Raw genomic sequence first — 12,318 nt, 5'->3', positions numbered from 1 at the left:
GACGCCGGGGCTGGTTATGGTCGTCGGGTGAACCGACTTGCCGACGCCACCTCGCCGTACCTGCTCCAGCACGCCGACAACCCGGTCGACTGGTGGCCCTGGTGCGACGAGGCGTTCGCCGAGGCGAAACGGCGTGACGTGCCGGTGCTCATCTCGGTCGGGTACGCGGCCTGCCACTGGTGCCACGTGATGGCCCACGAGTCGTTCGAGAACGAGGGCGTCGCCCAGCTCATGAACGACGACTTCGTCTGCGTCAAGGTGGACCGGGAGGAACGGCCGGACGTCGACGCCGTCTACATGACCGCCACCCAGGCGATGACCGGGCAGGGCGGCTGGCCGATGACGGTCTTCGCCACCCCGGACGGCACCCCGTTCTTCTGCGGCACCTACTTCCCCCGGCCCAACTTCATCCGCCTGCTCGGGTCGGTCGCCACCGCCTGGCGGGACCAGCGGGAGGCGGTGCTGCGGCAGGGCGCCGCCGTGGTCGAGGCGATCGGGGGTGCCCAGGCGGTGGGCGGGCTGAGCGCGCCGCTCACCGCCGAGCTGCTCGACGCCGCCGCGGACCAGCTTGCCGGAGAGTACGACGAGACGAACGGCGGGTTCGGCGGGGCGCCGAAGTTCCCGCCGCACATGAACCTGCTCTTCCTGCTCCGGCACCACCAGCGCACCGGATCGGCCCGCAGCCTGGAGATCGTCCGGCACACCTGCGAGGCGATGGCCCGGGGCGGCCTGCACGACCAGCTCGCCGGCGGGTTCGCCCGCTACTCGGTGGACGGCCACTGGACCGTGCCGCACTTCGAGAAGATGCTCTACGACAACGCGCTGCTGCTGCGGGTCTACACCCAGCTCTGGCGGCTCACCGGGGACCGGCTGGCCCGGCGGGTGGCCCGGGACACCGCCCGGTTCCTCGCCGACGAGCTGCACCGGCCCGGCGAGGGCTTCGCCTCCGCGCTGGACGCGGACACCGAGGGCGTCGAGGGGCTCACCTACGTGTGGACCCCGGCGCAGCTGGTCGAGGTGCTGGGGGAGGAGGACGCCCGCTTCGCCGCCGACCTGTTCGCGGTGACCGAGTCCGGCACCTTCGAACACGGCACGAGTGTCTTGCGGCTGGCCCGGGACGTGGACGACGCCGACCCGTCGGTGCGCCGGCGTTGGCAGGACGTGGTGGGCCGGTTGCTCGCGGCCCGGGACACCCGCCCCCAGCCGGCCCGGGACGACAAGGTGGTGGCCGCCTGGAACGGCCTGGCGATCACCGCGATCGCCGAGTTCCAGCAGGTCGCCGCGCTCTACGCGTCCCCCGACGACGAGGACGCCAACCTGATGGAGGGCGTCACCATCGTCGCCGACGGCGCCATGCGGGACGCCGCCGAGCACCTGGCCGCCGGGCACGTCGTGGACGGGCGGCTGCGCCGGGTCTCCCGGGACAAGGTCGTCGGCGAGCCGGCCGGCGTGCTGGAGGACTACGGCTGCGTGGCTGAGGCGTGCTGCGCGCTGCACCAGCTCACCGGGGAGGGACGCTGGCTGGCGCTGGCCGGTCAGCTCCTCGACGTGGCGCTGGCCCGGTTCGCCGCCCCGGACGGCGGCTTCTACGACACCGCCGACGACGCCGAGCGCCTGGTCACCCGGCCGGCCGACCCCACCGACAACGCCACCCCGTCCGGCCGCTCGGCGATCGTCGCGGCGCTGGTCGCGTACGCGGCGCTGAGCGGGGAGACCCGGTACCGGGAGGCGGCCGAGGCCGCCCTGTCGACCGTCGCGCCGATCGTCGGCCGGCATGCCCGGTTCACCGGGTACGCGGCCTCGGCCGGCGAGGCGCTGCTCTCCGGGCCGTACGAGATCGCGGTGGTGACCGACGACCCGGTGGGCGACCCCCTCGTCGCGGCCGCCCACCGGCACGCTCCGCCCGGCGCGGTGGTGGTGGCGGGCCGCACCGACCAGCCGGGGGTGCCGTTGCTGGCCGACCGGCCGTTGGTCGACGGGCGGCCCACCGCGTACGTCTGCCGGGGCTTCGTCTGCGACCGGCCGGTCACCTCCGTGGACGACCTGGTCGCGCAGCTGACCTGACGGTCACGGCCAGAGCAGCTCGCGCTCCCAGCCGTCGGCGGTGCGGCGGTAGCGCAGCCGGACGTGTCGGCGCTGCCGGTCGGCCTGCCAGTACTCCACCGTCTCGGGCCGCGCCAGGTAGACCGTGTGTCCCTCGGCGACGAGATCCGGGTCGGCGGCCACCCGCTCGCTGACCCGGGCGAACTCGGCGTCGAGGGCGGACCGGTCGGTGAGCGGTTCGCTCTGCCGGCCGGCCAGCGTGGCGACCCGGGAGCCGAACGGGCGGGCCAGGAAGTCCCGCCGGGAGACCTCGGGTCGGGCCGGATGCGCGACACCGCGGATCCGGACCTGCCGACCCAGCTCCCGCCAGTGGAAGCTCAGCGCGACCCGCGGGTTGCCGGCGAGCTGTCGGCCCTTGGCGCTGGTCGAGGTGGTGGCGAAGTGCCATCCCTCCTCGTCGAGGTCCTTGAGGATGAGTACCCGCGCGTCCGGCGCGCCGTCGGCGTCCACGGTCGAGACGGTCATCGCGTGCGGCTCGTCCACCCCGGCGGTGACCGCAGCGGCGAACCAGGACGCGAAGAGGTCCAGCGGTGTGCCGGGCACGTCGACGGGGTCGAAGGAGGGCATGTCGTGCGCCAGCACCGGGAGCCCGCGCAGCATCTCACGGATCGTCATGACGTGATCATGCCTGGTCGGCGCCCTCGGTCCCCGGCCGCAACGGATCCGGAAGGGCGTCGAACCAGTCCAGCACCGCCTGCTCGTACGCCAGCCCGAAGCGCAGGGTCGCCACCGAGTACGGGTCGACGGCGTCCGCCTCCTCGGGCAGCCCCGCCGCGGCCGCCTGGTAGCCGGCGAGCCGGGCGGCGTGGGCGGCCCGGTGCGCGGCGAGGAATCCGGCCAGCCGGTCCGGCGGCAGGTGGCGACCGAAGAGCACGGTCAACAGCAGCGGGAATCGGATCGTCTCGTCGGCCGGTGGCTTCCGCGCCCACTCGGCGAACGCCGCCCGTCCGGCTTCGGTGATCTCGTACGGCTGCCGGTCGCGGCGGCCCCGCTCGCCGGCCCGGACCAGTCCGGCCGCCGCCATCGCGGTCAGTTCCCGGTAGACCTGGCTCTGGGTCAGCGACCAGAACGCCCCGATCCGCTGCTGTGCGACCGTGACCAGGTCCCAACCGGTCATCGGCCCGTCGTGCAGGAAGCCGAGCAGGGAGGCGGCGGTGGCGTTCAGCGGCCGATCCGGCATCGATGTGCTCCTTCACGCTTTCGCTTGACATCCCATTGTGTCAGGTTCGACGATTGCTCCAGCGACCTCCCACAGTGGGAGGTTAGGAGGAGGACGTCATGCACACCGTTCTCGTCGTGATCCACGCCGTCTGCGGCACCACCGGCCTGCTGCTCGCCCTGCCCGTGCTGCTCGCGCCGAAACGCCGCGGCCGGCACACCCTGCTCGGGCGGGTCTACGCGGGCGCCGCGGTCGGGCTCAGTCTGAGCGCCCTCGGGCTCTTCTCCCTCGATCCGGCCCGGCTCTGGGGACTGGCCCTGCTCGGCGCGCTCACCCTCGGCTGGCTGCTCGGCGGGCTCTGGTTCGCCCGCCGCCGCCCGCGCGGGCTGGGCGGCCGGGGCTGGCGGATCTGGCACCTCAACCTGATGGGCAGCACCGTGATCGCCTTCGTCACCGGGTTCGCCGTGCAGATGACCGACGGCAACCTGGTCGCCTGGCTCGCGCCCACGGCGATCGGCTCGATCCTGATCGCCCGGCGGACCGCCCGCGAGCTGGCCCGCGCCCCCCGCCGGATCGTGGTGACCCCGGCGAGCTGAGCCGGCCCTCCGGGCCGGTAGCGCCGACCGCCCCGATAGGCTGGCGGCGCTATGGATTCCCGTACCGGCCTCCCCGTCGTCGGCATGGTGGGCGGTGGCCAGTTGGCCCGGATGACCCACCAGGCCGCCATCGCCCTCGGCCAGTCGCTGCGCGTGCTGGCGCTCGCCCCGGACGACGGCGCCGCCCTGGTCGCGGCCGACGTCCAGTACGGCGACCACACCGATCTCGCCGCGCTCCGCACCTTCGCCAAGGGCTGCGACGTGGTCACCTTCGACCACGAGCACGTGCCCAGCGGGCACATCCGCACCCTCGCCGAGGAGGGGGTCAAGCTCTTCCCGCCGGCCGAGGCGCTGGTGCACGCGCAGGACAAGCGGGTGATGCGCGAGCGGCTCGGTGAGCTGGGCGCGCCCAACCCGGCCTGGCGTCCGGTCGAGCAGCCCGCGGACCTGGTCGCCTTCGGTGCGGAGGTCGGCTGGCCGGTGGTGCTCAAGGCGGCCCAGGGCGGCTACGACGGCCGGGGTGTCTGGATGGTGGACGACGCGACCCAGGCGGCCGAGCTGGCCGCGACCCTGCTCGCCGGTGGCACCCCACTGCTCGTCGAGGAGCGGGTCGCGCTGCGCCGGGAGCTGGCCGTGCAGGTGGCCCGCTCGCCGTTCGGGCAGGTTGCCGCGTACCCGGTGGTGGAGACCGTGCAGCGGGACGGCATCTGCGTCGAGGTGCTCGCCCCCGCGCCCGACCTGCCGGAGGAGCTGGCGGTCGGCGCCCAGCAGCTCGCCATCGACCTGGCCACCGCGCTCGGCGTGGTCGGCCTGCTGGCGGTCGAGCTCTTCGAGACGCCAGCCGGCCTGGTGGTCAACGAGCTGGCCATGCGGCCGCACAACTCCGGGCACTGGACCATCGAGGGGGCGCGGACCTCCCAGTTCGAGCAGCACCTGCGGGCGGTGCTCGACTACCCGATGGGGGACACCTCGCTCACCGCGCCGGTCGTGGTGATGGCGAACGTGCTCGGCGGCGAGCCGGGCGGGATGTCCATCGACGAGCGGCTGCACCACCTCCTCGCGGCCGAGCCCGGGGCCAAGGTCCACCTGTACGGCAAGCAGGTGCGCCCCGGCCGCAAGATCGGGCACGTCACCGTGCTCGGCAACGACCTGGACGACGTACGGGCCCGGGCGGCGCGGGCCGCCCGCTGGTTGCGCGAGGGGCACGAGTGAGCACGGTCGGGCTGATCATGGGCAGCGACTCGGACTGGCCGACCATGAAGGCCGCCGCCGAGGCGCTGGACGAGTTCGAGGTGCCGTACGAGGTCCAGGTGATCTCCGCGCACCGGACCCCGGTCAAGATGATCGAGTACGGCCGCGACGCCGCCGGCCGGGGCGTGCAGGTGATCATCGCCGGGGCCGGCGGTGCGGCCGCCCTGCCGGGCATGGTCGCCTCGGTCACCCCGCTGCCGGTGATCGGCGTGCCGGTGCCGCTCAAGCACCTGGACGGGATGGACTCGCTGCTGTCCATCGTGCAGATGCCGGCCGGCGTGCCGGTGGCCACGGTGTCGATCGGCAACGCCCGTAATGCCGGCCTGCTCGCGGTGCGCATCCTGGCCGCCTCCGACCTTGCCCTGCGCGACCGGATGGTCGCCTACCAGGCGAGCCTGGAGGACCTGGTCGCCGAGAAGGACGCCACCCTCCGCGCCTCCCTCCCCTGACGCCCCGGGCACCTCCCGCCGGATCCGCCGACCGGGCACCCCGGCCGACACCATCCGCACGAACCGGCACCCCGGCCGGCACCGTCCGCGCGAACCGGCACCCTCAGCCCGCCCCCGACGAAGGGTGCCCACCCCGCCGCTTTCATCTCATGCCGCGGAGGGCGGTCTGGAGGCGCTCCTGGGCGCGACGGCGGCGTTCGTTGTTGGCACCGAGCACCAGCAGGATGAAGCCGACCGGGATCAGCACCAGCCACGGCCCGAGGCTGATCAGCGCGTGGATCGCGGCCACCGCGGTGACCGTGGCGCCCACGATCACCGGCGCCTGCTGCCGGGTCATCGAGCCGAAGATCAGCACCGCCACGGCACCGAGCAGCAGCGACACCTGGCGCAACATGCTGGAGTCGGTGGCCACCACGATCGCCAGCGTGGGCAGGAACGCGGCGACCAGGGCCGGCCCGTACGCCACCCAACTCGACAGGTCCGCCCGGTGGCGCAGCTCCAGCACGCCCACCAGCAGGGCGAGCGCGGCGAACGGCAGGGTGTACGCCTCGGGCAGCGCGACGTCGGCCACCCGCATCAGGATCCACCAGGCGCTGATCTCACAGGCCACCACCGACCAGAACAGGATCCGCCGTTCCACCGGCCGGCGACCGGGGCGGTTGGCGGCCACCCCGAGCACGGCACCCCAGGCGGCCAGCAGCGCGGCGATGTGCCGGGGCGAGTCGTACGCCAGGGCCAGCGCGATGAGCGCGGCCGCGTATCCGCTCCACTCCACGGTGGCCGCCTCCCGGTACGCCTCCGGGCGGCGCAGCCGGGGGAGGGCGGCGGCGAACACCAGGAGCGCCGCCCCGACGGCCAGCACCCCGAACGCCGACCAGACCGCGGCGAGCCCGGCGACCAGGCCGAGGGTGAGCACGAACAGTTCGGCCATCAGCGAGGCGAACAGCCAGCCCAGGATCCGGGCGTGCTGGGTGGTGCCGAAGAGCGCGGCGACCACCCCGACGCCGACCGCCCCGCCCAGCGTGAAGAGGGTCAGGTCCCGGGTGGCGAGGCTGCCGGCCAGGCCGGCGCCCCCGGCGGCCAGCCCGATCGCGAAGACCAGCACCCGGGCGACCCGCAGCGAGCGGGCCGGCTCGGCCAGCGCCGGGGGCAGCGTCAGCGCCAGCCCGAGCATGGAGATCGTGAAGACGGTCAGCCCGGCCAGCGCGGTCTCCGGCCAGCCCCGGCCCAGCGCCACCGGCGTGATCAGCAGGGTGACGGCCGCGCCCGGCAGCACCACCGGCACCGCGCGGGAGCGCCGGCCACCGCTGAACCCGGTGGCGGCGAGCGCCGCCGTCGCGGTGAGCAGCAGCGCGGTCAGCACGTGGGTGGGGTCCACCGCCTCGGCGGGCGGGGTGAGCAGTGCGGGCGGCGGTCCCTGCCAGATCCGGGACAGCACCCGCATCGGCTCGACCAGCGCCACGACCAGCGGCGATGCCAGGGTCACCAGGGCCAGCGCGGTCGGCAGCACCGCCGCGGCGAGCGCCCCGGCGGCCGGGCTGACCCGCCAGCGCAGCTCGGTGCCGTCGTCGGGCAGCCGGCGCAGCGCCCCGTTCAGGAGCACCGACCAGCGGCGTACCGGCTGGGCGGAGCCGGCCGGCGGGACGGTGGCGGCCCGGACCAGTTCGGCGAGCACGCCGAGCAGGGCCGCGGCGGCGGCGTACACGCCGGACGGCAGGTGGGTGACCACGGCGGCGATCGCGCATATCGTCGCGCCGCCGGCCACGGCCACACTCGCGTAGGACAGGTACTGCGGGACCTGCCGGCGGACCGCCGCCACCGCGGCCAGCCCGATGCTGGACGCGGCCAGCGCGGCGGTCAGCACGACCTGCGGTGAATGTCCGAACTCGGCGGCGAGGGCGGCCACCGCCCCGGGCAGCGCGAGCACGGCGGCGCCCAACGCCGCGCCGCCCACCTGCACCAGGTGCAGCGGCATCCCCTCGGTACGCACGTCCTCGACCAACGACGGCGCGAGCACCCGGGCCAGGGCCGCCACCACCACCCCGATCAGCGCGATGCTGCCCAGGGCCAGCGCGGTGGTCCACGGCCGGACCAACCCGGCGCCGGCGGCGTGCAGGGCGACCACCCCGGCCACGGTGGCCCGGGACAGCGCGGCCCGCGGGTCGACCGTCGCCACCGCCGCCATCCCGAAGACCGTGGCGACCATGGCGCCCACCAGCACCGGCGACCACCAGGGCAGGTCGAAGGCGGCCGGGGCGCCGATGGTGGCGAGCACGGCGGCCGCCCCGGAGATGTCGTACCTCCAGGGGGTCGGCAGCAGGATCCCGGCGGCCACCGCCAGCAGCGCCAGCGCGACGGGTGCCTGCCAGGTCGACCCGCCGGTCGGCGCGGCCGGCCACCCGCTCAGGTCGCCGGCCCAGATCGGCCCGGGCGTGGCCAGGACGCCCACCCCGCCGCGCAGCGCGCTCCAGCCGGCGATCAGACCGATCAGCGTGCCACCGATCGCGATGCCGAGGATCGGGCCGCGCCGCCACTCCTCGGGCATGGCCCGGGCGGCGACGGCGACCACCAGCACCAGCGCGGCGGCGACCACGAGCTGACCGCCGGGCGCGAGCACGGCGGCGATCCGGACCAGGGTGGCGATCAGCGCCGCCGTGGTGGCCGCGAGGGCCAGGTCCGAGCCGTCCAGCGTCAGGTCGGAGCGGCGGCCGGCGTCGATCCGTGGAGCCAGCGCCAGCAGCGCGGCGGCGAGCAGCAGCAGGCCGCCAACCCAGGCGTCGGCGGTGGTGGAACCGGGTGCCCCGAACGCGGCCGCGGCGACCGCCACCGAGCCCAGCACGGTGCCGATCGCGTGCGGCGCGCTGAGGTGCCGCTGGGCGACCTGGACGAGGGCGGCGTGGCCGAGGGTGACGCAGACGCCGAGGAAACTCGCCGCGAGGATCGGGACGGTGACCTCGCGCAGGCTGGCCGGGCTGAGGGTCGGCGGGGTCGGTTCGGTGGCGGCGACGAACGCGGCCACCGCACCGGGCAGCGCGAACGCCGCCCCGCCCGCCGCCCAGCCGCGCAGCGTGTCGGCCGCGGCGGCGGTCCGAACCCGGGGCGCCAGGGACACCAGCGCGCCGGCCAGGAAGAGGAGGGTCAGCGCGGCGGCGGTGAGCGCGGGCCGGGCGAGCGCGGCACCGGCGCCGATCAGGCCCAGCCCGGCGGCGGTCACCGCGTGCACCACCGCGGCGCGCCGGGTGCCGGCGACGAGCCCCAGCACGCCGATGGCCACGGCGGTCAGCAGCATCGGCCAGCAGGCGGTGGCCCAGCCCAGGTTGACGGAGGCCGGCACGGCGAGCGCGGTCAGCGCCGCCCCGACCACCGCGAACTCGCGCCGGATCTCCGGCGGCAGGGCGATCACCGCGGCGATGGTGAGCAGCAGGGCGCTCGCCGCGAGCTGCCAGCCGGTCGGTCCCACCGCCGCCGCCAGTTCGGCATGCCACCCGCCCAGGTCGGCCGACCAGGCGGGCAGCGACGCGCGGACCGGTGCCAGCCCGGCGCGGAGGGCGCCGCCGGCCACCACCAGGCCGCTGACGGTCAGCGCCACCGCCGAGGCGAGCTGCGGTCCGCGGCGGGCCGCCCCCGGTACGGCCCGGACGGCGAACCCGGTCAGCGCGATGACCGCGGCGATCAGCAGCAGTGACCGGCCGGGGAAGGCGACCGAGGCGACCCGGCCCAGCGCGCCGATCACCGCGAGCGTGACGAGGCCGGCGCCCACGTCCGGCAGCGGTGGGCGGCGCAGCACCAGCGCGCCGGCCAGCCCCACCAGCGCGGCGAGCAGCAGCACCGCCCCGGCCCCGGCGGCGGCCGGCACCGTGGCGGCGCGCAGCAGCGCGGTGACCGCGTACGCCAGGGCGACGGCGACCGCCGCGCCGTGCAGCAGCCAGGTCAGCTCGCGTAGCCAGGGCACCGGGCGAGCCGGCGGGACGGCCCGGTCGACCTCGGGCGGCTCCGCGCCGAGCACCTCGGCCGACTCCTCCGGGGCCGCCTCCGGGCGCTCGTCGGCGGAACGCTGCCGGGGCGGGGCGGGTGCCGGCTCCGGGGCGGGCAGGTCCCGCCGGACCGGCCGCTCGACGACCACCGCCGAGCGGGCCAGGGCGAGGTCGACGACGGCCACCACGGTCAGCACCAGCGCCCAGCCGGCCGGCCCGGTGATCCGCTCGTACGCCAGCAGCGGCAGCACCGGTTGGGCGGCGAGGACGGTGGCGAAGCGGGGCGCGCGGAGCCCCGTCGCGTACGCGTAGCTGACGGAGATCAGGGCGGTGACCAGGAAGATCGACCCGGCGAAGGCCGGCCCGGAAACGGCGCCGTTGATCCGGTCCACGGCCCAGAGCGCGTACCCCGCCAGCGGCAGCAGCAGCAGGCCCACCGCGGCGATCGTCTCGGCGGTCGAGGTGAGCCCCCGGCGGGCCAGCACCGGCGGCGCGAGCAGCATGAGCACCGTCGCGACGAGCAGCACGCCGAGCCGGGCCAGCGCGTCCATCGAGCTGGTGGCGACCGCGGCGAAGACCACCGCGGCGACGCCGAGCAGCAGCGCGCCGAGCCCGAGGGGGATGTTCTGCACCTCTCGGGAGGACGCCTCCGGCGGATGCTCCGGGTCGTCCACGTCGAGCCACTGCGCCCTGGCTCGCGGCGGGAGGTCGTCCGGACCGGGCGGCGGGGTGCCCTGGCGGGGCACCCGGGGCGGCGCGCCGGTGGTGGCCGTGGGCGGGCGGCGGCCGGCCCGGCGGCGCAGGACTCGGCGGGGCCGGCTGGTCTGCTTGATCCGCTCCTCACCGGCGTGCGCGAGGATGTCCCGCTGGAAGAGGGCCGCCTGCATCTTTGCCGCGATCTGCCGCTGCTCGCGGGCGATCTCGGCGTCGCGGGCCTTCATCTCCGCGATCGAGCGTTCGATGTCCGCCAGGTGCTCGGCCCACTGTGGCTGGTCCGCCCCGCAGTGCGGGCAGATCACGGCGGGCTTGATCTCCTGCCCGCACGAGGCGCACCTGAAGGTCTGCACGACGTCCCTCCGTCCGGCCGGCCCGTGGTGTGGACCCCCACTGTCGCAGCATGCCTTGACCGGGCGCGGATTTCGACAATTGCCGGCGCGTTCGGGACAACAAAAAGGATCGGCCGTGGCGGTTTGCCACGGCCGATCCAGGTGCGGAGCGGTCAGGGGCGGCCCAGGCCGCGGTACTCCCAACCCGCCTGCGTCCACAGTGTGGAGTCCAGGCAGTTGCGGCCGTCGACCACCTTGCGGCCGTTGACCAGCTCGCCCAGGGCGACCGGGTCGGCGTTGCGGAACTCAGCCCACTCGGTGAGCACGCAGACCAGGTCGGCGTCGCGGACCGCGTCGGTCATGCTCGCCTCGTACGTCAGCTCGGGCACCGCGCGGCGGGCGTTCTCCGTGCCCTGCGGGTCGAACACGTGCACGTCGGCGCCGGCCTTGCCGAGCAGCGCGGCGACGGCGAGGGCCGGGGCGTCCCGGACGTCGTCGGTGTTCGGCTTGAAGGTCGCGCCGAGCACGGCGATCCGGGTGCCGGAGAGGTCCGGACCGGCCGGGCCGGAGCGGCGGCCGAGCAGGTCGGCGGCGAGCTGGACCACCCGGGTGCGCCGGCGCAGGTTGATCAGGTCGACCTCGTGCAGGAAGCGCAGCGCCTCGCCGGCGCCGAGCTCCTGGGCCCGGGCCTGGAACGCCCGGATGTCCTTGGGCAGGCAGGCGCCGCCGAAGCCGAGGCCGGCCTGGAGGAAGCGGTTGCCGATCCGGGGGTCGTACCCGATGGAGCGGGCCAGCTGGGTCACGTCGCCGCCGGCGGCCTCGCAGACCTCGGCCATCGCGTTGATGAAGGAGATCTTGGTGGCCAGGAAGGCGTTCGCGGCGACCTTGACCAGCTCGGCGGTGGCGAAGTCGGTGACCACCAGCGGCACCTCGCGGTCCTCGGTGGCGGCCAGGTCGAAGACGCCCTTGTGGGCGGCGTAGAGCATGCCGTTGGCCCACTCGCTCTTGACCCCGACCACGATCCGGTTGGGGCGCAGCACGTCGTCGACGGCGAAGCCCTCCTGGAGGAACTCGGGGCTCCACGCCACCTCGACGCCCAGGTCGGCCGGGCTGTGCTTGCCGACCAGTTGCTCCACCCACTCGGCGGTGCCGACCGGCACGGTCGACTTGCCGACGATCAGCGCCTTGCGGGTCAGGTGCTGGGCCAGGCTGGTCACCGACGCCTCGACGTACGACAGGTCGGCGCCCATGCTGTCGGCCCGCTGGGGGGTGCCGACGCAGATGAAGTGCACGTCGCCGAAGTCGGCGGTCTCCTGGATGTCGGTGCTGAACCGCAGCCGGCCGGCGGCCAGGTTGCGCCGGAGCAGCTCGTCCAGGCCGGGCTCGTGGATCGGCACCTCGCCGGCGTTCAGCTTGGCGATCTTGTCCGCGTCGACGTCGAAGCCGAGCACCTCGTAGCCCAGTTCGGCGTAGCAGATGGCGTACGTCGCGCCGAGGTAGCCGGTGCCGAGGAAGGTCACCCGGGGCCGGGCCGCGCCGGAGGGCGGGGTCACCGCGGCGATGGCCGGCATCGGCTGGGTGTTCGGGTACGGGATCGTCACGCCTGTCTTCTCCGCTCGCACTGGCGGCGCTTCGTTGCGTCGCAATCGGCTGGGCGCCATGCCGGGGCACCGAGGGAACCTGTCGTCTTGTGTGAGGGTAGTTGTGCCGTGTCGACGCCTGTCGTGCGCGAGCCTACCC

Annotated in this window: 8 protein-coding genes; 4 read left to right on the top strand and 4 right to left on the bottom strand. The window is 75.3% G+C overall.

Going from position 1 to position 12,318, the window contains the following annotated elements:
* The first annotated feature begins 27 nt into the window (after positions 1–27).
* Positions 28–2,064, top strand: a complete 2,037-nt coding sequence (locus ACFYOS_RS03090; RefSeq protein ID WP_387135508.1) for a thioredoxin domain-containing protein — start codon at positions 28–30, stop codon at positions 2,062–2,064.
* Between the two features lie 3 nt (positions 2,065–2,067).
* Here the strand turns inward: ACFYOS_RS03090 and ACFYOS_RS03085 are convergent, their stop codons facing one another.
* Complete coding sequence (locus ACFYOS_RS03085; RefSeq protein ID WP_387135506.1) at positions 2,068–2,718, bottom strand: pyridoxal 5'-phosphate synthase; 651 nt, start codon at positions 2,716–2,718, stop codon at positions 2,068–2,070.
* Positions 2,719–2,725: 7 nt separating this feature from the next.
* Positions 2,726–3,283: a helix-turn-helix transcriptional regulator gene (locus tag ACFYOS_RS03080; RefSeq protein WP_387135503.1), complete on the bottom strand. Its 558-nt coding sequence runs from the start codon at positions 3,281–3,283 to the stop codon at positions 2,726–2,728.
* Positions 3,284–3,381: 98 nt separating this feature from the next.
* Here ACFYOS_RS03080 and ACFYOS_RS03075 point away from each other — a divergent pair, with 98 nt between their 5' ends.
* From ACFYOS_RS03075 to purE, 3 genes are read left to right on the top strand one after another with little or no spacing between them, the layout of a single operon-like run.
* On the top strand, positions 3,382–3,858 hold the full coding sequence (locus ACFYOS_RS03075) for a hypothetical protein (protein WP_387135501.1): 477 nt from the start codon (positions 3,382–3,384) through the stop codon (positions 3,856–3,858).
* Positions 3,859–3,909: 51 nt separating this feature from the next.
* The gene (locus tag ACFYOS_RS03070; protein WP_387135499.1) at positions 3,910–5,070 is read left to right on the top strand and encodes a 5-(carboxyamino)imidazole ribonucleotide synthase; all 1,161 of its coding nucleotides are present in this window, start codon (positions 3,910–3,912) and stop codon (positions 5,068–5,070) included.
* Entirely contained in the window at positions 5,067–5,558 is a 492-nt protein-coding gene (gene purE / locus ACFYOS_RS03065; protein WP_387135495.1) for a 5-(carboxyamino)imidazole ribonucleotide mutase, read from the top strand. The genes ACFYOS_RS03070 and purE overlap by 4 nt, the downstream gene beginning before the upstream one ends.
* A gap of 142 nt (positions 5,559–5,700) precedes the next feature.
* Here the strand turns inward: purE and ACFYOS_RS03060 are convergent, their stop codons facing one another.
* Both ACFYOS_RS03060 and ACFYOS_RS03055 read right to left on the bottom strand, forming a co-directional pair.
* Entirely contained in the window at positions 5,701–10,599 is a 4,899-nt protein-coding gene (locus tag ACFYOS_RS03060; protein WP_387135492.1) for an SCO7613 C-terminal domain-containing membrane protein, read from the bottom strand.
* 152 nt (positions 10,600–10,751) lie between these two features.
* Entirely contained in the window at positions 10,752–12,179 is a 1,428-nt protein-coding gene (locus tag ACFYOS_RS03055; RefSeq protein ID WP_387135489.1) for a UDP-glucose dehydrogenase family protein, read from the bottom strand.
* Between the last annotated feature and the right edge of the window lie 139 nt (positions 12,180–12,318).

This window comes from Micromonospora sp. NPDC005806, assembly GCF_042871425.1.
In the GTDB taxonomy this organism is placed as follows: domain Bacteria; phylum Actinomycetota; class Actinomycetes; order Mycobacteriales; family Micromonosporaceae; genus Micromonospora.
This window is presented reverse-complemented; position numbering and strand designations above follow the sequence as displayed.